General features: G+C 65.8%; 16 protein-coding genes, 4 tRNA genes and 1 pseudogene. 11 read left to right on the plus strand and 10 right to left on the minus strand.

Annotation, left to right across the window (positions count from 1 at the left end; all coding sequences use genetic code 11):
• Positions 1 to 37 precede the first annotated feature (37 nt).
• On the minus strand, positions 38 to 1,129 hold the full coding sequence (pstS, locus tag AWC30_RS11650) for a phosphate ABC transporter substrate-binding protein PstS (RefSeq protein ID WP_085110392.1): 1,092 nt from the start codon (positions 1,127 to 1,129) through the stop codon (positions 38 to 40).
• Between the two features lie 193 nt (positions 1,130 to 1,322).
• Between pstS and pstB the strand changes: the two genes are divergently transcribed.
• A complete protein-coding gene (pstB, locus tag AWC30_RS11655; protein WP_085110393.1) occupies positions 1,323 to 2,099 on the plus strand; it encodes a phosphate ABC transporter ATP-binding protein PstB in 777 nt (258 codons plus the stop codon).
• 10 nt (positions 2,100 to 2,109) lie between these two features.
• Here pstB and phoU read toward each other — a convergent pair whose 3' ends face one another.
• The 5 genes from phoU to AWC30_RS11680 form a co-directional block, all read right to left on the minus strand.
• The gene (gene phoU, locus AWC30_RS11660; RefSeq protein WP_085110394.1) at positions 2,110 to 2,775 is read right to left on the minus strand and encodes a phosphate signaling complex protein PhoU; all 666 of its coding nucleotides are present in this window, start codon (positions 2,773 to 2,775) and stop codon (positions 2,110 to 2,112) included.
• A gap of 26 nt (positions 2,776 to 2,801) precedes the next feature.
• Positions 2,802 to 4,877 (minus strand): LCP family protein, encoded by a 2,076-nt coding sequence (locus AWC30_RS11665; protein ID WP_165756478.1) that lies wholly within the window; start codon positions 4,875 to 4,877, stop codon positions 2,802 to 2,804.
• Positions 4,878 to 5,042: 165 nt separating this feature from the next.
• Positions 5,043 to 6,176 (minus strand): tRNA dihydrouridine synthase DusB, encoded by a 1,134-nt coding sequence (dusB, locus tag AWC30_RS11670; protein ID WP_085110395.1) that lies wholly within the window; start codon positions 6,174 to 6,176, stop codon positions 5,043 to 5,045.
• Between the two features lie 5 nt (positions 6,177 to 6,181).
• Complete coding sequence (locus AWC30_RS11675; RefSeq protein ID WP_085110396.1) at positions 6,182 to 7,198, minus strand: acyl-ACP desaturase; 1,017 nt, start codon at positions 7,196 to 7,198, stop codon at positions 6,182 to 6,184.
• A 79-nt stretch (positions 7,199 to 7,277) separates the two neighbouring features.
• A complete protein-coding gene (locus AWC30_RS11680; RefSeq protein WP_085110397.1) occupies positions 7,278 to 7,901 on the minus strand; it encodes a TetR/AcrR family transcriptional regulator in 624 nt (207 codons plus the stop codon).
• Between the two features lie 70 nt (positions 7,902 to 7,971).
• On the opposite strand from AWC30_RS11680, the gene AWC30_RS11685 reads away from it, so the two are divergent.
• Positions 7,972 to 8,982 (plus strand): oxygenase MpaB family protein, encoded by a 1,011-nt coding sequence (locus AWC30_RS11685; RefSeq protein WP_085110398.1) that lies wholly within the window; start codon positions 7,972 to 7,974, stop codon positions 8,980 to 8,982.
• Between the two features lie 50 nt (positions 8,983 to 9,032).
• Positions 9,033 to 9,941 (plus strand): class I SAM-dependent methyltransferase, encoded by a 909-nt coding sequence (locus AWC30_RS11690; protein WP_085110399.1) that lies wholly within the window; start codon positions 9,033 to 9,035, stop codon positions 9,939 to 9,941.
• Here the strand turns inward: AWC30_RS11690 and AWC30_RS11695 are convergent.
• Positions 9,938 to 10,135: an excalibur calcium-binding domain-containing protein gene (locus AWC30_RS11695; RefSeq protein WP_085110400.1), complete on the minus strand. Its 198-nt coding sequence runs from the start codon at positions 10,133 to 10,135 to the stop codon at positions 9,938 to 9,940. The two genes, AWC30_RS11690 and AWC30_RS11695, sit on opposite strands and share 4 nt — an antisense overlap.
• 302 nt (positions 10,136 to 10,437) lie before the next feature.
• Here AWC30_RS11695 and AWC30_RS18315 point away from each other — a divergent pair.
• Positions 10,438 to 10,548, plus strand: a pseudogene (locus tag AWC30_RS18315) (DUF7427 family protein); the annotation flags it as partial.
• 189 nt (positions 10,549 to 10,737) lie between these two features.
• A complete protein-coding gene (locus AWC30_RS11700) occupies positions 10,738 to 12,075 on the plus strand; it encodes a hypothetical protein (RefSeq protein WP_133053688.1) in 1,338 nt (445 codons plus the stop codon).
• A gap of 68 nt (positions 12,076 to 12,143) precedes the next feature.
• On the opposite strand, the gene AWC30_RS11705 is transcribed toward AWC30_RS11700, so the two are convergent.
• On the minus strand, positions 12,144 to 12,860 hold the full coding sequence (locus tag AWC30_RS11705; protein WP_133053689.1) for a DUF732 domain-containing protein: 717 nt from the start codon (positions 12,858 to 12,860) through the stop codon (positions 12,144 to 12,146).
• A 61-nt stretch (positions 12,861 to 12,921) separates the two neighbouring features.
• Positions 12,922 to 12,994, minus strand: a tRNA-Lys gene (locus AWC30_RS11710).
• Positions 12,995 to 13,116: 122 nt separating this feature from the next.
• Between AWC30_RS11710 and AWC30_RS11715 the strand changes: the two genes are divergently transcribed.
• The 6 genes from AWC30_RS11715 to AWC30_RS11740 all read left to right on the plus strand — a co-directional run bounded on the left by AWC30_RS11715 (position 13,117) and on the right by AWC30_RS11740 (position 18,347).
• Positions 13,117 to 13,192, plus strand: a tRNA-Glu gene (locus tag AWC30_RS11715).
• A 38-nt stretch (positions 13,193 to 13,230) separates the two neighbouring features.
• A tRNA-Asp gene (locus tag AWC30_RS11720) sits at positions 13,231 to 13,304 on the plus strand.
• Positions 13,305 to 13,334: 30 nt separating this feature from the next.
• Positions 13,335 to 13,408, plus strand: a tRNA-Phe gene (locus tag AWC30_RS11725).
• An 800-nt stretch (positions 13,409 to 14,208) separates the two neighbouring features.
• Positions 14,209 to 15,393: a hypothetical protein gene (locus tag AWC30_RS11730; protein ID WP_133053690.1), complete on the plus strand. Its 1,185-nt coding sequence runs from the start codon at positions 14,209 to 14,211 to the stop codon at positions 15,391 to 15,393.
• Positions 15,394 to 15,922: 529 nt separating this feature from the next.
• Complete coding sequence (locus AWC30_RS11735) at positions 15,923 to 17,359, plus strand: hypothetical protein (protein WP_085110404.1); 1,437 nt, start codon at positions 15,923 to 15,925, stop codon at positions 17,357 to 17,359.
• Positions 17,360 to 17,579: 220 nt separating this feature from the next.
• Positions 17,580 to 18,347 (plus strand): arginase family protein, encoded by a 768-nt coding sequence (locus tag AWC30_RS11740; protein ID WP_234808054.1) that lies wholly within the window; start codon positions 17,580 to 17,582, stop codon positions 18,345 to 18,347.
• A gap of 215 nt (positions 18,348 to 18,562) precedes the next feature.
• On the opposite strand, the gene AWC30_RS11745 is transcribed toward AWC30_RS11740, so the two are convergent.
• Positions 18,563 to 20,013, minus strand: a 1,451-nt coding sequence (locus AWC30_RS11745) for a serine/threonine-protein kinase (protein WP_133053691.1), incomplete at its 5' end; no start/stop codon positions are given.

The raw sequence follows: 20,013 nt of genomic DNA on the forward strand, positions 1-20,013 counted from the left end.
CCGGGACCGATACTGACTTGGGCGGGTCGTCATCGGCTCAGCTGATCGCGTTGACGGCGGTGGCCAGCTTCGACTGGAACGAGCTCGGCAGCGGGATGTAGCCGTACTCGTCGAGGCCGTCCTGGCCGGGCCCGATGGTGGCCTGCATGAACGCCTTGACCGCCGCGCCGGCCGCCTGGTCGGGGTATTTCGAGCAGACGATCTCGTAGGTGGCCAGCACGATCGGGTAGGCGCCGGCCTGGGTGGGTTTGTAGAACGAGGAGGTGTCGAGCACCAGGTCATTGCCCTGGCCGCTGAAGGTGGCGCCGGCGATGGTCTTGCCGACGGTGTCGGGGGAGATCGTGACCGGGTCGGGACCGGCGGAGGTGACGATCTGGGCCATGTTGAGTTGGTGGCCGACGGCGAACGACCACTCGTTGTAGGTGATCGCGCCGTCGGTGGACTTCAGCCGGGCCGACGTGCCGTCGTTGCCTGCCGCGCCGTCGCCGACGCCGCCGTTGAAGGTCTTGCCCGCACCCTTGCCCCAGGCGCCGTCGGAGGCGGCGTCGAGGTATTTCTGGAAGTTGTCGGTGGTGCCGGATTCGTCGCTGCGGAACACCACATGGATGGCAGTGTCCGGCAGGGTGGTGCCCTTGTTCAGCGCGGCGATGGCCGGGTCGTCCCAGCGGGTGATGGCGCCGTTGAAGATCTTGGCGGCGGTGGGCCCGTCGAGGTTCAGTTCGTTGACCCCGCCGATGTTGTAGGTGACCGCGATGGGGCCGAACACCACCGGCAGGTGCCAGGCCGGGGACCCGCAGCGCTGCGCGGCGCGTTCGACTTCGCCGGTGGAGGAATCCAGCGGGGAGTCCGAGCCGGCGAGGTCGGTGATGTTGTTGACGAACTGCTGGACTCCGGCGCCGGAGCCGATCGCCTTGTAGTCCAGGGTGTGGCCGGGGCAGGCGGCGATGTAGGCGTAGACGAACTGTTCGACGGCGTTCTTCTGGGCGGTGGAGCCGCTGGCCTCGAGTTTCTCCTTGCCGCCGCAGTCGACGTGGGCGGCGGTGTCCGTGCTGCCCGAGCAGCCGGCGAGGGCCAGGGTGGCCGCCGCCAGCGCGCAGAACACCGTCGCGCCGACCCCGTTGCTGCTCATCACGTCCCCTCGACGAGTCCCTTGGCCCAGCACACTGCGCCAAGCTGTAGAGCCACCCCGATGAACGCTGTGGAAATGCTGCGAAAACGCCGGGTAACGGGCGTCGGCGGGGTCGCGGTCGACTCGGCGTCGAGGGCCCGCGGCAGGTAGATTTGGGCGTTGACGCGCAACGGTCGCACAAGGAGCGTTCTCGGTGGCCAAACGGCTGGACCTCAAAGAGGTCAACATCTTCTACGGCGCATTCCACGCCGTGGCCGACGTGTCGCTCTCGGTGCCGCCGCGCAGCGTGACCGCCTTCATCGGGCCGTCGGGCTGCGGCAAGTCCACCGTGCTGCGCACCCTCAACCGGATGCACGAGGTGGTGCCCGGTGCCCGGGTGGCCGGTTCGGTGCTGCTCGACGGTGAGGACATCTACGACCAGAACATCGACCCGGTCGGGGTGCGCAAGGCCATCGGTATGGTCTTCCAGCGCCCGAACCCGTTCCCCACCATGTCGATTCGCGACAATGTGGTGGCCGGCCTCAAGTTGCAGGGGGTGCGCAACCGCAAGGTGCTCGACGAGACCGCCGAGCACTCGCTGCGCGGGGCGAACCTGTGGAACGAGGTCAAGGACCGCCTCGACAAGCCCGGCGGCGGGCTGTCCGGCGGGCAGCAGCAGCGGCTGTGTATCGCCCGCGCGATCGCGGTGCAGCCCGACGTGCTGTTGATGGACGAGCCGTGTTCGGCGCTGGACCCGATCTCCACGATGGCGATCGAGGAGCTGATGGCCAGCCTCAAGCAGGACTACACGATCGTCATCGTCACCCACAACATGCAGCAGGCCGCCCGGGTGAGTGATCAGACCGCGTTCTTCAACCTGGAGGCGGTGGGCCGGCCGGGCCGGCTCGTGGAGATCGACGACACCGAGCGGATCTTCTCCAACCCGTCGCAGAAGGCCACCGAGGACTACATCTCCGGGCGCTTCGGCTGACCGGAGCGCCCTACGGGGAGGGCAGGTTGTCGTCGTCGGGGAAGCGCCCGGTGGCCTGGAAGATGACCCGCCGCGCCACCTCGACGGTGTGGTCGGCGAAGCGTTCGTAGAATCGGCCCAGCAGGGTGACGTCGACCGCAGCGGCCACCCCGTGCTTCCACTCCCGGTCCATCAGCACGTTGAACAGGTGCCGGTGCAGGTCGTCCATCGCGTCGTCTTCTTCGCCGATGCGGGCGGCCTTCTCCGGGTCGCGGGACAGCACCACCTCCTGGGCACTACTGCCCAGTTCGACTGCGACGCGGCCCATTTCGGCGAAGTAGCCGTTGACCTCCTCGGGCAGGGCGTGCTGGGGGTGGCGGCGGCGGGCGATCTTGGCGACGTGCAGCGCCAGCGCTCCCATCCGGTCGATGTCGGCGACCATCTGGATGGCCGAGACGATCGAACGCAGGTCCCCGGCCACCGGGGCCTGCAGCGCCAGCAGCACGAACGCGCTCTCCTCGGCGCGGGTGCTCATCGCCGCGATCTGCTCGTGGTCGGTGATGACCTGTTCGGCGAGCACCAGGTCGGCCTGCAGCAGGGCCTGGGTGGCCCGTTCCATGGCGACACCGGCGAGCCCGCACATGTCGGCGAGCTGCTCGGTGAGCCCGGCGAGTTGTTCGTGGTAAGCGGCGCGCATGGCTTAACCCTACGTTCTCGCCGAACCTATTCGCAGCTGGTGTCGGCGGCGTTGGTCACGGTCAGGTCCTCGGGCAACTCGGTGGGCGGGCTCATGCTCACCGTGCTCAGCGGCACACCGACCGGGGTTCCGCTCGGGGCGGGCGGCACCACCACGTGGTAGTCCGAGCCCAGCACCACCTGCACCACCTTGCCCTTGCCGGTGTCGCGTTTGATCAGCGCGCCGGGGAACGCCGACGCCACCGTGACCGCGGCGTCCTCGTTGCCCGGCGAGAAGAACACCGTGGTGGTGTTCAGCTCGGTGGGGTAGTCGTTGGGGTACAGGGTGCTGAACCCGTAGGGCTCCAGGGCGTCGGTGGCCTCGCCGGCCAGCCCGGAGGAGTCGGTGGAGTTGGAGACCTGCACGGTCACCATGTCCGGGTCGGTGGAGGTGGCCTGCACCTGCGCCGGGGCGGCGGGGGCGGTGCTGCTGGAGGTCGGGGCGGTCGGGTCCTCGCCGGGCAGCGGGTCGTCGTCGATGATCGCGGAGAACAGCGCGTGCATGTCGTCGGTGCGGGGCGGTTCGTCGCCGTTCTCGTCGGTCTCCCCGGTGGGAACGGTGACGAACGTGACGTGCCCGGCCGACACGCCCTGCACGGACTGGCCGAGGTCGACCAGGTCGCGGGTGGTGACGTTGTCGACGTAGCTGTCGGCGATGAACATGTCGACGACGCTGTTGAGCTTCTTGAGGCTGAAGAAGGTGTCGCTGGAGATCAGCGAGCGCAGCAGCGAGGACAGGAACAGCTGCTGGCGTTTGATCCGGCCGTAGTCGCCGTTGATCTCGGTGGTGACCTGCCGGGCGCGCACGTAGTTCAGCGCGGTGCCGCCGTCGATGCGCTGGCGGCCTGCGTGGGCCAGCACGGTGCCCAACTCGTAGTCCTCCAGCGGGCTGGTGGTGCACACCTCGACCCCGCCGAGGGCGTCGACCATCTTGGCGAACCCGGAGAAGTCGATGGCCAAAAACCGGTTGATGTTGAGCCCGGAGAGCTTCTGGATCGCCTTGACCAGGCACTTGGGTCCGCCGAAGGCGAAGGTGGAGTTCAGTTTGGTCTCGGTGTAGATCCAGTCGTCGCTGTAGGTGCCGCTGTCCTCGTCGTACAGCGGGCCGTACTCGGCGGTCTCGGGGTTCCACGCCTCGCAGTACATCGGGGTGATGGCCAGGTCGCGGGGGAAGGACACCGCGACGACGCGCTGCCGGTTGGCCGGGATGTTGACCAGCATGATGCTGTCGGAGCGGGCGCCGCCCGCGTCCTCGGTGTCGCCCGCGCCCATGAAGCTGTTCTCGCCGAGGCGGGTGTCCACGCCGACGATCAGGAAGTTCTCGTCGCCGAACTGGCCGTTGATGTCGACGATGTCGCGCGAGTCGGGGTCCAGGGCGGAGATCTTGGTCAGGCTGTTGTTCTTCGAGGCGCTCCACTGCCAGGCGCCGCCGGTCAGGGCCAGCGACAGGACCGCGATCAGCGCCGCGGCGGTGCGCCCGGCCACCATGACCGAGCGCCGCGAGGTGCGGCGCGGCCGGGTGGGCTGCGGGCGGCGCGGGCCGATGCGCAGCGGGAAGCGGCGGGCCTTGGGCTTCTCGGGTGCGGCCTCGGGGGTGACGAGGCGGTTGAGGTCGGGGACCTCGTCGAGGCCGACGGCCCGGAACACCTCGGTGTGGCTGTCGGCGAGCGGGCTGGCGCCCACCGGGAGCACCTCGGTGGCACTGTCGGGGTCCTCGGCGAACGCGGGCTCGGGCGGGGGTTCGGGGTGCGCTTCGGGCTCGGGCTCGGGCTCGGCGGCGCGACGGCGCCGGCGCGGCGGTGGGGTGTCGCCGAAGCGGGCGAGCAGGTCGGCCACAGAGAGCGCGCCGGAGGCGTGGCTGCCGGTGGGCTCCTCTTCCTCGTAGGGCTCGGCGGGCTCGTCCCGATCGGCCGGCGGCGGGTCGAGGTAGGCGCCGTTGTATTCGAGGTACTCCGGGTAGTCGGCGTAGTCCGCCTGCGGCGGGGTGCGCCAGCGTTCCCAGGGGGCCAGGAAGCCGGGCTGGGGGCGAGGGTCGCCGGCGTGATCGCCGTCAGTCTCGTCCACGCGGCCTCCGAAGTCGCTGCCTGATGTCTCTTACCGATGCACTCGGGTCGCCGCCGGCGCCCGGGACCCCGCGAATCCGCCCGGGCGGCGTGTCGAGGGGTGACGCAACAAAGTCCCTATGATAACGAGCGATCGCCCACGAAGCGATTTCGCGGAGGTCTCGGTTCAGCCACCGGAGTGCATGATCTCCGCGCCGGCGGGCACCGCGTCGTCGTCGGGATCGTCGAGCCAGCCCTCCGGCAGCGTCACCGACGCCGGGGAGCCCTGCCGCCCGCGCGGGCCGGCCGCCGCGGCGGGGAACGGCACGTCGGGGTCGAGCTGATCGAGCAGGGCGTCGAGGTCGGCGAGGGTCTTCACCAGCGCCAGGGTGCGTCGCAGATCCGAGCCGGCCGGGAAGCCGTGCAGGTACCAGGCGATGTGCTTGCGGATGTCGCGCAGGCCCTTGTCCTCCCCGAAGTGATCGGCCAGCAGCGCGGCGTGGCGGCGGATGATGGCGGCCACCTCACCCAGGGTCGGCGGGGTGGGCGAGGGGGCGCCGGTGAACGCCGCGGACAGCTCGGCGAACAGCCACGGCCTGCCCAGGCAGCCGCGCCCGATCACCACCCCGTCGCAGCCGGTGGCGGCCATCATCGCCAGCGCGTCGTTGGGTTCGAAGATGTCGCCGTTGCCCAGCACCGGGATGCTGCGCACCTGGGCCTTGAGCTGGGCGATCTGGTCCCAGTCGGCGGTGCCGGAGTAGCGCTGGGCGGCGGTGCGGGCGTGCAGCGCCACCGCGGCCGCACCCTCGGCTTCGGCGATGCGTCCGGCGTCCAGGTGGGTGTGGTGGGCGTCGTCGATGCCGATGCGGAACTTCACCGTCACCGGCACGTCGGCGTCGGCGGTGGCGCGCACCGCGGCGGCCACGATCTGGCCGAACAGCCGGCGCTTGTAGGGCAGCGCGGACCCGCCGCCGCGGCGGGTGACCTTGGGCACCGGGCAGCCGAAGTTCATGTCGATGTGGTCGGCGAGGTTCTCCCCGACGATCATCCGGGCGGCCTCATAGGTGGTCGCCGGGTCCACCGTGTAGAGCTGCAGCGAGCGCGGCGACTCGTCGGGCCCGAAGGTGGTCATGTGCAGCGTCGCCGGGTGCCGTTCCACCAGGGCGCGGGCGGTCACCATCTCGCAGACGTACAGTCCGCTGACGGTGCCGACCATCGAGCGCTCCAGCTCGCGGCAGAGCGTGCGGAATGCGACGTTGGTCACACCCGCCATCGGGGCCAGCACGACCGGGCTGGCGAGCGTGATCGGCCCGATCCGCACCCGGGTTACCGCCGGGAGAGCGTCAGCGTCCCCGCGGTGGCGAGCACGTCCTCCGCCGAGATCGAGCGGCCGGTCTTGGCCTCGCGCTCCAGGCGGCGGTGCTTGGCCGCCTCGAACTTCTCGCAGGAGTCCTCGAGGTCCTTGATGACCAGGGCCAGCTCGTTGCGCAGCCGGTCGGCTTCGCCGGTGAGGTCGTCGCGCTCGAAGATGCGCCACTTCTTGAGCACCGGCATCACCACGTCCTCGAGGTGGATCCGCGGGTCATAGACCCCGCCGAGCGCGATCACCAGGGCCTTGCGCCGGAAGCCGGGGGTGACGAACCCGGGCATCTTGAAGTCCTTGAGGATCTTGTACAGCGCCTGCATCGCCAGGGTGGGGGAGAGCTCCAGGCCGGCCTCGGAGAGGTCGCGGTAGAAGATCATGTGCAGGTTCTCGTCGTGGGAGACCCGGGCCAGCAGCTTGTCGGCGATCGGGTCGTTGCAGGCCTTGCCGGTGTTGCGGTGCGAGATGCGGGTCGCCAGCTCCTGGAACGTGACGTACATGATCGAGTCGAACAGGTTCTCGGCGCGCTCGTCGCCCTGGCGGTTCTGGCCGGGGGAGAACCCGCGGGTGACCTGCTCGACGCGCAGCAGCTCCAGTTCCACCGGGTCGACGGCGCGGGTGACCACCAGGTAGTCGCGCAGGGCGATGCCGTGGCGGTTCTCCTCGGTGGTCCAGCGGTTGACCCAGTTGCCCCAGGCGCCGTCCATGCCCATGTAGGTGGCGATCTCGCGGTGATACGACGGCAGGTTGTCCTCGGTGACTAGGTTCTGCACCATCGCGACCTTGGCGACGTCGGAGAGCTGCGACTGGCCCGGCTCCCAGTCCTGGCCGCCGAGGGCGTAGTAGTTCTTGCCGTCGGACCAGGGGATGTAGTCGTGCGGGTTCCAGTCCTTGGTCATGGACAGGTGCCGGTTGATGTACTTCTCGGCGACCGGCTCAAGCTCATGCATCAACTGCAGATCGGTTAATTCTGCCGCCATGGCGATGGGTGCCTTTCCGAGAGGTGGAGGTATGTGTGTCGCTAAGTTGCAGTCAATATATCTGTGTACGTCGGTGACATCAAGTTGGGGGTTCGGTGCGTCGCGGGCCGGTCGGAGCGGGTTCCAGCCGGCTGGCCAGCACCAGCATGTCCACGCAGAAGTCGATGAACTGGCCGCGGTCGGCGTCCAGCCGGCCGTTCAGGTAGGCGGAGAACAGGCTGGACAGCCCGCCGATGAGGCTGGTGGCCACCAACTGCTGGCTTACCGGGTCGCCGATGCGGGTCAGTTTGTGCTGCAACAGCCCGATGAAGTTGGGCATCCACTCCGACCCGGAGCGGGCCAGCGCGGGTTCGGTCTCCGGGCCCAGCAGCAGCACCCGGCCCAGGATCGGGTCGTCGACCATGAGGGCGACGAACTGCTCGACGGCCTGGCGGGCGCTGGTGGTCGGGGCGAGGGCGGTCATCGCGCGGGTGCCCACGTCGTCGTAGACGGCGCGGACGAATTGGTCACGGTCGGTGAAGCTTTCGTAGAAGTAGCGTTCGGTGAGGCCGGCCTGTTTGCAGACCGCGCGCACGGTCAGCGGGGCGCCGCTGGGGTCGCCGAGGACCCGCGCACCGGCGTTGATGAGGTGTTCGCGGCGCAGCGCCTGGCGATCGGCCAGGGGCACCCCGGACCAGCGGCCCCGGCGTTGACTCGACGGCACGGCGACTCCTATGCTTCCGAACTGACAACGCCCGTGGTCAAAGTTGACTGACGTGACAGGAACGCTCATTGTGACCCAAGATACGTCCACGATTGCAGCCCCGACCAGCGAAAGCGACCCGAACGTCGCGGTGGCGGCGGGCTGCCCGGCCTCCGGTGGGGGCTACGACGCCGTCCCGCTGGGGCCGGACTCGCTGACCTGGAAATACTTCGGTGACTGGCGCGGGATGCTGCAGGGCCCGTGGGCGGGCTCGATGCAGAACATGCACCCGCAGCTGGGTGCGGCGGTCGAGGAGCACTCCATCTTCTTCCAGGAGCGCTGGCCGCGGCTGATGCGCTCGCTGTACCCGATCGGCGGGGTGGTCTTCGACGGCGACCGGGCCCCGCAGACCGGCGCGGAGGTCCGCGACTACCACATCCCGATCAAGGGGGTGGACGCCAAGGGCCGGCGCTACCACGCGCTGAACCCGGACGTCTTCTACTGGGCGCACGCCACCTTCTTCGTCGGCACCCTCATTGTGGGCGACTGGCTGTGCGGCGGGCTCAGCGAGGCCGAGAAGCGCCAGTTGTTCGACGAGCACATCCAGTGGTACCGAATGTACGGGATGAGCATGCGCCCGGTGCCCAAGACCTGGGAGGACTTCCAGGAGTACTGGGACCACATGGTCCGCGAGGTGCTCGAGGACAACAAGGCCACCCGCGACGTGCTGGACCTGTCCACCCTGGACAAGCCGCCGTTCATGCCGTGGCTGCCCACCTGGCTGTGGAAGCTGCAGCGACGGATGGTCCACCCGCTGTTCATCTGGGTGACCGTCGGGCTCTACGACCAGCCGGTGCGCGACCTGCTCGGCTACTCCTGGTCGGCGCGCGACGCGTGGCTGCACCGCCAGTTCGGCAAGGCGGTCAACGCGGTGTTCAAGCTCGTGCCGCGCCGCTACCGGATGCACCCGCGTGGGCGGGCCGGCTGGGACCGGGCCACCGGACGCATCCCGGCGGATGCGCCGCTGGTGCACACCCCGGCGCGCAACCTGCCGCCGCTGGAGCACCGCGACAACGGGATCCACTACTGCCCCAAGGTCTGACCCAGGGGGCTGTGGTTAGGTGGCTGCGCAGCCGACTACCGGGAGGCGAGATGGCGCGCAGCGACGCCGACAGTTGGGATCTGGCCACCAGCGTGGGGGCGACGGCGACGATGGTCGCCGCCCAGCGCGCTCTGGCCTCCGCGGGGCCCGAGCCGCTGATCGATGACCCGTTCGCCGCGCCGCTGGTGCGGGCGGTGGGCATGGACGCCTACACCCGGCTGGTCGACGGGCAGATCGAGGTGCCCGAGGGTGCCGAGTTCGACCCGCAGCGGATGGCGCGCGGGATGGGGCTGCGCACCCGGTTCTTCGACCGGCACTTTATGGACGCCGCCGACGCCGGTATCCGGCAGGCGGTGATCCTGGCCGCCGGGCTGGACGCGCGGGCCTACCGGCTGGCCTGGCCGGCGGGCACCGTGGTCTACGAGGTGGATATGCCCGCGGTGATCGAGTTCAAGACCACCACGCTGGCCGGCTTGGGGGCCGAGCCGACCGCGGAGCGGCGCACGGTGGCGATCGACCTGCGCGAGGACTGGCCGGCCGCGCTGCGCGCCGCCGGATTCGACCCCGACGCGCCGACGGTGTGGAGTGCGGAGGGATTGCTGGTCTATCTGCCGCCGGCCGCTCAGGACGCGCTGTTCGACAACATCACTGCGCTGTCGGCACCGGGCAGCCGACTGGCATGTGAGTTCATGCCCGACACCACCGTGTTCGCCGGTGAGCTGTGGCGTGAGCACCACGACAAGTTGCGCGCGCTGGGCTTCACCGTGGACGTGTCCGAGCTGATCTATCACGGCGATCGCAACCACGTCGTCGACTACCTCACCGAGTCCGGCTGGGCGGTCGACGGGACGGCCGCGCCGCAGCTGCACGCCGAGCACGGCTTCGACTACCCCGACGACGAGCTGTCGGCGGTCTTCGCCGACATGATCTATCTGACGGCGGTGCTGGGGCGCGCTTAGCGCTCGCAGGCGATGCCGTCGCCGTCGCGATCGAGCCCGGAGCGGTAGCCCGGGTGATCGGGCGTCATGTTGGAGGCGCCGTCGGCGTGGGCTTCCTTGCAGTTGGCGTACGGCGGGCCGGCCGCGGCGGCGCTGGGCGCCAAGCCCAGGCCGGCGACGACAAGGCAGGCAGCAAAGAACGAGGCGCGAAACATGGGCAGACCCCTTGGCCGAAGAAATTTGCGTCAGCGTAACTTCTGGCGTTGCCGGGCGGGGCCGGATCGGTGGAACCGGCCGGGCTGGTGCCCCCACTAGGACTCGAACCTAGGACCTGCGGATTAATGGTCGGCGAGAAGGCCCACGCCATCCTCCAGAAGGCACTTAAGGACGCCGTGCAGGAAGGGATGATCACCCGTAACGTCGCCGAACGGACGGTGAAGGGTGAGCCCGGCAGCCAAAGCCTGGGCCGTGCTCGTCACCTGGATCATCGTGTGATCCGCTCAGCGGAGACCGACAAACCCTCTCCGAGGGTGTCGACCGCTGGATCGAGCGCAACTCGCGCACCGCCCGCGTAGCGATCGTAGTCGTCGCCCTGCACCTAGGAAATGTTCTGCTGGCGAAGGCCGTCCCCTACACCTGGCGCTCGTCACAGCACGAAAGCCGCGGCGATGTACCCGGGCAAGATGCTGTGGGCCCGTCGGATGCTGGGCTGATCGGCGGGTCCGAAGATTCTTCACCCAAACCACTACCTCCACAGGTTCTGTTAAGGTACGGTCCGTTTATCTGTGAAGCCCCTCACAGCCCACCGGAGGACAACATGGCCGCACCAGCACCATCCACCCCGCCAACCTTCGCCCAACGCCCCTGGGTCGCGGCCGGCGTCGCACTCACCGCCGCCAGCATGGTCGCCGCCACACCCGTAGCAGCACCAACACTGCAGCAGATCACGTTCCCCGGCATCGAGCTCACCGCCCAAGACCTCATCGGCGACACCGCCGGCAACCTCACCAACCTGATCAACTACTTCGCCGGCGCGCCAGTCGAACTGACCAACGGAAACTTCCTCGGACCCAACGCGGCACCGTTCCCTATCCTGCAGGCGGTCATCGGCAACCAGCTCGGCTACCTCGGCCAGATCCTCCAGGATCCCAGCAACATCGGCGGGGTCTTCCAGACGATGTTCGGCAACCTCCAGGACGGTCTAGCGGCGCCGTTTAGTGCGTTCGGTGACAACCTCGCTACAGGGAGCGGACTCGTAACCTCCCCTGATGTGAATTGGGCGATTGAGGGGCTCATAAATATCGCCGGATCGATAGCGGACCCAAACTGGGAAGATATCGCCAACCTGAATCACTCAACCCTCTTCGACCTCGCACAGCTACTCCTGGGAGGTGACTCCACCCTCAGTGGCCTACTAGGCTTCACCGGCTCACCGATGAGCGGACTCATGCTGGGAGCCATCGGACCATTCCTCGGGCCCATGGTCGCGCTTTACCATGGAATGGAACCGGTTTTCGACACCGGCAACACAGCCGGTCTGATCGACATTCCCCAAAATATGTTGTATGCGTTCCTCAACGGAGGACAAACCCTCGACATCACTGATCTCCTCGGTGTATTCAATATTCCGACCACATTCGATTTGCTCGGAATGGACATCGGACTCCAATCAGCCGGAATCGAACTCGGTGGCCTTCTGGGTGGGCCGGGGTCTCTGTTCAATGCGCTCGCGGGCCAAGCGGGTATCGACGTGCCGGGATTCGACCTTCCGATAGGTGGCGATTTTGGCGGTATGTTTGTCGGTGGAAAGCTGGTCGGTGAGGGGGCTGGCCCGATTGGTTCGCTGCTGTCGATCCCGAACTCCATTGCGGCAGCCATCGGCAACGACGCACCTTTCGACGGACTGCTGGGAACCTTCGCGAACAGCTTGGACAGCCTGTTGAACATTGACTTCCTCGGCGAAGGGGTCGACACCATCAGCGCGTTCCTGGGCAATGACATCCTCAGCCCACTGTCCGATGCACTGATGTGGCTGCCGAACGAGTTGGCCGGCTTGCTAAGCGACAGCGGCCTTGGAGTCGACCTCGGCGTCGATGCCCTGGCCCAGATGTTCTTCGTCAACATCCCGCAGTTGCTGCTGACGATGATGCTCTGATCGCAGCAGGTACGAACTGTAGGCCCCCTCCCACCCCTGGAGGGGGCCTACAGGCGTTTACGGGGCTGCTACGGGCAGTTCGGGTAGATCGGCAGTGCCACCGACGTGAATATCAGCGCTGCATCCATCGGCATGCCCGTCTTGGCTGACAGTTCACTGTTCACAAACTCAGCCTGCGCCCCGTTCTGGAACATTGCGCACGCCACATGTGCGTTACGGGTCATGGTCCCTTCATCCCAGATGGCCCAACCTTCGCTGCGCAACGGGGCGAGGAACTGGCGGCCGTATGCAGCCAGCACCTCCGGCGGCAGAATGCCGGGGGTGGCCGGTTCCGCCGCCGCGGTCTCTGCTGTCGTCGGCACGGACTCGGGGGTGGCGGTCACCGTTCTCGTCTCCACAATCGTGGTCGGCACCAGGCTCGGCGGCGCGGCTGGTGTCACTGTGGCGGAACTCGGCGGAGGCGCAGGCATAGCCACCGTCGCGCCCGGGGCGGGTTGGCCGACCAGCCGCACCAGAACAGTCACCACAGTTCCGAGGATGACCACCAGCGCGGCGATGCCTGCTGCCACATCCCACGACCGCGACACGATCTGCTCCGTTTGATATTCGTCCGGGTCGTCGTAGTTGAGGGGCTCGGCGCTGTACGCCGTTGCGGCGTCGGGCGAGGCTGCCGTCGGTGCCTGCTCAGTTTCGGGGCGCCCGCATCGTCGGGCGTGAATGGATGTTGGGACGGCCCTCCGACGCCTGGTCCTTGATTCGGTGATTCCAGCATCACTGCTGGTCATTGCGTCCACCGCCTCTTGCAGCGTTAGAGTCAAGTGAACCGGGGCTTAAGCCTCTGACCTGTGCCCCCACCAGGACTCGAACCTGGGACCTGCGGATTAAAAGTCCGTAGCTCTACCAACTGAGCTATAGGGGCAAGAGCAACAGGATAACGCCTCCGGTTGGCGGGCTCGTTTGAGGATTGGGCATACTGTGCCCTAAGCTAGCGAGGCTCCCAGCGAGACCACGTTGTGAGTACCCCGGAGAGATTCGGTTCTGGCCCCCTTCGTCTAGCGGCCTAGGACGCCGCCCTTTCAAGGCGGTAGCGCGGGTTCGAATCCCGTAGGGGGTACCAGCGACGCGGCGACGCCGCGGAGTGAAGTAGCACAGCAAGGCCCTGTGGCGCAGTTGGTTAGCGCGCCGCCCTGTCACGGCGGAGGTCGCGGGTTCGAGTCCCGTCAGGGTCGCCTAGTACGGCGAGGCACACGGTGCCTTCCGGCCAGGTAGCTCAGTTGGTACGAGCGTCCGCCTGAAAAGCGGAAGGTCGCCGGTTCGATCCCGGCCCTGGCCACCGAAGAAGACGCAGGTCGTTCAGCGTTTTCGTGGCGAATCAGCTCGTTGTTGAGTGTCAACTGTTGTTCTCGGTGGGCCACTGTGTTGACGACGGTCGAAAAGTAGACCAGGAACGACGGGGTGGTTTCTAGGGCTTGTCGCAACACTTCTCTAGATTCTGGAGGGTTTGTTGGCATCATCGCGTTGGGTGAAGAAGGATCGAGGCGTCGTCCGGCCTAGATGTTAACCACCGTCAACCGCGGCATTCCCCGACGTGCCGTCGAGCACACGCAACTGGGGGCCGATTGGGACGAACGCTGCTTGAGTGAGTTCGAACGCCGAGACGTCGATCGGAGCCGACACTGGGCGCCTGGCTGAAGTGACAGGAGCGGCTACAAGCAGCTTGGCGCACTCTGTAGCGATGCCGGCGGTGAGCCCCGGGCGGGCGACGACGTCCCAAACGGGGGGCTTGGCTAGGGTGGGAAAGGGGGTAGCCGCAGACTTCAGCGAAGATTCAGGTAATGGTGGCGAGCCCGTTGCATGCTCAAAGGTGCGGTGCGCACAGCGATGCAGTCAGATAGGTCGGAGCGAGCGCAGCGATAGCCTCATATGGATGAAAAACTCCAGCGTACACGCGTTACTGGCGCCGAAATGGACTGCAACCCGGCTGGCGGGTCCCCTGAACCTTGGTCAACACCTAGAAAAAACTGAGAGGAATCTTCGTGTTTCGATGATTATAAGTTAACACGGCGCTAAGGTATGCGGTACCTCTCACCGGCGGGGAGGCATCAAGGAAGCACTAGTAAAGGACAACGCCCAATGCAGCAAGCGCTTCGCCCCTATGCCACCACCGGGATTGCCGTCGTCGGAGCCACTGCGCTGATCGCGGCACCGTTGGCACCTCGAGTTGCTGCGCTGCCGTCCGTTGAAATGCCGGCGATCGAGTTGACAGCCGGCCTCGGCGACGTAAGTGACCTCCTCGGCGGCCTGGGCTTTGGGTTGTTAAATGCGGGCTCGTTCGGTGACCCCACCAACCCGATCGAGGTATATCCAGCGCTGTTGACCAACTCGTTTGAGAATGTGATGAAGATCGGCGGAACCTGGTTGGACCGTCCGTTCCCCATCGCGCAAGCTGTCGCTGCAAACCAGATTCACTACCTCACTGAAGCGTTCGAGCATCCGGAATCGATCCTTGGCGTGCCGGGCGCGATGTTCAGCAATGCGCAAAGCGTCTTTGGTGACCTCACTACGATTGCGCCGAAGCTGACCATCGATAGTCCATTGCTGGACAACGTCGGAGCGCTGGTAGCTGCCATCAAAACGATCCTCGGTATTAATATCTTCAATCCGGAAGCCTGGGCTGCGTTATCGGATGCACTTCAGAATTTTCAGGGGTCGGATGTGCTTGATGTTTTCGTTAAGCTGCCTCCTGCGATGGTGATGGGGTTAGCAAGTATTGGCCCGTTGGTCAACGCGATGGCAGCGTTCGACGTCAGCAGCGACGCGTTCGGGGACGCTTTGAATGCTGGTGATCTCAGTGGCTTCTTGACTGCGTTCGGTACGCTTATCGCCGCGCCTGGCTTCGTTGGTGATGGCATGCTCAACGGCCAGTGGGGCCTGGACTTGCTCGGTCACGACTTGCCACTGCTTAACGGCTTGCTGGTACCGCAAACATCGTTCGATTTTTCCGTCGGTGACCTCTCAATTATCGGTCTAGGCAACATTCTGAATCTGGAAGTTGGTCCGTTCAGTGGCCTCGCGGATGGCTTCGTGAATTATCTGCCAGCCGTTGTCGCGGACGCCCTGGGTGGACATAGTTTGTTCGGAGCCGACAACGTTTTGGGCGAGTTGCCGCTGCTGGGAAGTCTTTTTGACGTTGGCAACTTCGCCGATCTTAGTGAGATCTTGAGCGGCCTCGGCGTCGCTGGCCTTGGCGCTGGGCTGCCCTTGGAGTTGCTGAACGGTTTTGACCCCATGATGCTGCTCGGTTTACTGCCTTTCTAGTCCGACCGCTCGGGTTGGCGTTGCTACGCCCACGCTTAGGGGACCCCATAGCCTAAGGGTGGCTGAGTTCGGACGCATAGGCTTGTGGGTCCGCGAGTACGTCACGGTGGTCGATCCTGCACCAGAGGGCCTCTTGAACCGAGCCTTGGTCGCTCAACACCGACGCACGACCGCGACGCGGACGGCATCTGGTGCATCGTTGGAGAACTCCTAGCCGACCTGCCACCTCTCGTCATGTCGTAGCGATTTAACTGGCGGAAAACTGAGAACATCCAGTATGGCTGCGGGCTGCGGATGGACTCGTAGATCATTTGTACCCCAACTGATCTGTCGACCTCGCCCTTAATCGCGCCCCCTGCGACGTGTTATCCGTCATCGAACAGGTCTCTTGCGGTTCAGGCAACGTTAAGCTAATTTCACCCCAGAGTGACAAACGTCACCGGTCGTGCCTTGAGGTAGGGGGAATTAGGTGCAGCAAACATCAGTCAGGCGATGGGCCACCGTCGGCGTGGCGTTGGCGGGAGCCGGAATGACCGCGGTTACCCCGGTTGCCGCCGCGCAACCGCTACTGGATGTCGAAGCGCGCGGGGTTCACCTCACCGCGGTGTTTGACGACCTGATCAATCCGTATTCCGACCTCGCGACCAACACCTGGGGCAACGTGGAAGCGATCGTGACGGAGCGGTTCACGAATCCGGCGCCATTCCTGAGCCAAGTTCTCGACAACCATGCTGGCTTCGGCACGGGGATCGCGGCGGCGGTGCAAGCCGGCGATATCGACGCTCTTTTCGAAGCAGTGGACCTCGCTCCGCGGACGATCGCACAGAATTTCCTCAATATTGCTCGCGCTCTAACGGACACATCGGTGTCGCTCGATCTCAACAACCTGATCGGTGAGATCAAGTCGCCGCCTCTTCTTGAGCTGCTTGGCATGTTCTTCGGTGGCGATCCCACGATCAATCTCATCCCGATGTTGCAGGGCCTCGCCGATGATGCAATCGGTAGCTGGGGCATTCAGGCTGGCATGCCGACGGCATTAGCTATCGACGCGATCGGGGCTCCGTACCACGGGATTAAGGCGTTGATGGAGAACGGCGCCGCTTTCAGTGATGCAGTCGATGCCCAAAACTGGCAGGCTGCAGCCACCACCCTGCTGACCTCGCCGGCCACGACCACCGACGCGTTTCTCAATGGCCAGGGCATCAGCATCTTCGATGTTCTCGGCTTCCTCGGGTTGGACGCTGGACAACTAGATTCGCTACCGACGATCGACTTACCGGCCGTCAATGGCATCCCATTCCCGAACCCTAACTACAACCTGTTGACGGATCCGTTATCTCATGCGCTCCTGACAGCCCGCGGGGACCTCGGATCGATCGGCGTGAAGTCGATCGATGCAAACTTTCCGCTCAACGGGTTGCTCGCACCGATGCAGAACCCCTATATCGGTGCCACCTTGAGCTACACGGGCGGGACTGTTACCTTCGATGAGATCGCCCCTGTCGTCGTTCCGAAGGTTTGTGTTCCCCTCTTCGGATGTACGGGCGGATACACGATTCCGGGCCTCAGTCCCGAGCCGATGAACTTTCTCGGCGGTGATATCAACCTTGCACCCGAGTACACCGGCACTAAATTTGGCGGCCTCGTGCCTGCCTTGGTGAACTGGGCTCCGCAGGAGTTGGCGAAAGAGATCAACGGCACGATTCCCGGGCCGTGGAGCGACATCATGACCGAGTTTGGAGAGTTGCCCGAACATGTGTGGAACAACTTCCAGTTGACGTGGCTGCTGGGCGAGCAGGGTTGGCTCGGAATGTTGACCTCGGCTCTCGGGCTGGACTCGCTGGGCTTGGATTTCCCCGCCCTGGGCAGCTTGTTGGACGTGGGTAGCCTCGGCGGCCTGCTCGATCCGGCGGTACTGGGGATCGATCTGGTTCCCAACTTGGCCGGCGCACTGCTGGGATTCTGAGTCTGACGCCGGCGGGGGCGCTCCGGCTTTTGGGCAGCCCCCGCCGTAACCAAGCTCGGCGCAGACCGGCCCGGCGACCTATCGCGCGCCGATAGGTCGGCGAGTTCACCTCTCGTTCCGCAAATTCGCAGTTCAGCAATAGTCTCCGGCGCTTGCGTCACTCCTCGCTCGATATGGTGCGGTCATGAGGATCCATGCTGTGCCCCAGTTTCAAGGAGCGATGACCCCGCGCGCACCTGAGATGCCGGACGGTTGCCGGGCGTTGGCCGAACTCGCCGGACGCGTCCTCCAGGTTCCGGTGACCATGGTCGAGCAGTCCACCGCGACCTCACCACGCGAAGACGGGGTTTCCAACCGGGCGATCCTCACCGGACCGAACCTGTCCGCCCAGCGCGCGGCAATCGCCGGCATCGAGGAGCCGATCCTGACGATCGGCGGCGACTGCGGCGTCGAGTTCGAGCCGATCCGGGTGCTACGTGAACGCTTCGGTGCCGGGCTGGGTGTCGCCTGGTTCGATGCCCACCCGGACTTGAAGACCCCGCAGACCGCCCATGACGGCGCGTATCACGCGATGGTACTGGCCGGCTTGCTCGGCGAGAGTGATCCGGCATTGACCGCCGCTCAGCCGGTCGACCGCGACAAGGTCGCGCTGATCGGCGCGCGGGGCGCGATCCCGGCGGAGAAGGAGATGATCGCTCGCGGCATGGGCACCGAGACCGACGATCCGGCCGCGGTGCTGGCCGACGCCACGCACGTCTATGTGCACGTCGACGTCGACGTGCTCGATCCGAGTCAGTTCCCGGGCCACAACATGCCCGAATCCGACGGGCTGACCATCGACCGCCTAGTCGAGATGCTGGGATCCTTGCGTGGACTGAACGTCGTCGGTGCCGGCATCACCGAATGCGTCGGCACCGCCGTCGAGGTCGAGGTGCTCACCCCGGTGATCACTGCGCTCGGCGCACTGTTGCGCCGGCAGACGGACTGACTCCCCGCACCTCGGAGCTAAGTTTCGGACGCGGCGAGGTGCTGCGCCTCGCGACCGTGACCTGGCCGACGTCGAACCCGACGACAGAATCGCCGTTACGCCGACTTGCCGCCTACCAGCGAAGTTAAGGCTACGTAGACGTTCCGTCACATCAACGGATTTCGGTGACCGCCCACCGGCTTTGCTCAAAACGGGCAGTGAGCAGGCTACATCGTCTACGGCGTCGCGGCATCAGCAGCGGACGCTCGGCATTCAGCTTGGTCGGCGCCGGAGTTGGTGACCACCACGACAGCGGAGACGCGGATCAGACAGTACTGCTCAAAAGATCCGCGGACTGCGACGTACAAGTCGTCGGCATTCCCAGCTGTCGTCTGCATCGACAGCGCGTAGCGGCCGTAGAGCTGCGAGAGAGGCAAGGTGTATTGCTGCCATTCGCCTGGTGCGTAAGCGACTTCGACATGAGGCGTTTCCGCCTCGACCCTGAAGTTGACGTTTACGGATGCTGGGACGGGCGGGGGTGCTGGGGATTCTGGAGCCGGTGCCGAGGTGACGGTAGCAGTGACGATGGAATCGGGTGTGGGTATAGCAGCTGGGCTAGTCGTTGGGAGGGCCGTCGAGTGTGCTGGGCTCGTCGTCGTAGCTGAGACAGGAGCCGTAGTAGCCGGGCTCGGCGCCGGGGCAGCGGCCGTATCCGAACGGTCGCGCGTCAGCGCGAAGTTGCCGAGGCCCGCAGCCACTAGTCCCAGGATCGCAACCACCGATACCAGGGTCGAGCGGTTCCGCGGTCGTTCTCGACCACTCGACACCGCGGGATGATCGCGGTGTCGATTTGACGGCAGCAGTGTCGCTGCGCCCGATGCCACTGCGTCGCGATCGGGCGCGATCGCTGAGGAAGACGCAAGGACAGTCGGAGTAATAGTCACAGCTCCGCGGGTGTCGCCAACCGAAGCGCGGAGGGCTGCAACAAAATCTGCGCACGTCTGATACCGATCGTCGCGGTCCTTAGCCAGTGCTCGCGAGAAGACGACATCCAGTTCGGGCGGCAGGTGCGGGACAACGGTGCTGATCGCCGGAACCGGCTTGCTCAGGTGCGCGGCCATCGTCGCGGCCATCGAAGAACCGAGGAACGGGGGCTCGCCGGTGAGCAGATGGAACGCGGTACAGGCCAACGAGTAGATGTCGGCTCGGTTGTCGGCGGGCAGACCTTCGATGGCTTCAGGGCTGAGGTAGAGCAGAGTGCCGATCGTCGTCCCGGTTGCTGTGAGTGTCGAGGACTCGCCAGCAGCCTTGGCGATGCCGAAATCAGCCAGCTTCACCGACTCGATCACCGGAGGCGCAGCGGTGGTGTCGAGACCGACAAGGATGTTGGCCGGTTTCACGTCTCGGTGAGTGATCCGGTGCTTGCGCCACGCATAGTCTAGGGCGGCTCCGGCGCCGCCGATCAGGGCTAACATCTGCTCGGGATCAAGGGGGCCGGCACCAGCGAGCAAGCCAGCGCCGTCGGTTCCGGCCACGTACTCCATGCTGATCCACAGCCTGCCCTCGAACTCGCCCCGGTCATAGAGCGTGACAATGTTCGGGTGGCTTAGCCTCGATCCGTGGACTGTCCTCGCTGATGTGTTGAGGTATGGCTTTCGTGACTGTTCCGGGCTGGAGGCATGGGGTA

Source organism: Mycolicibacillus trivialis (genome assembly GCF_002102395.1).
Lineage (GTDB): Bacteria > Actinomycetota > Actinomycetes > Mycobacteriales > Mycobacteriaceae > Mycobacterium > Mycobacterium triviale.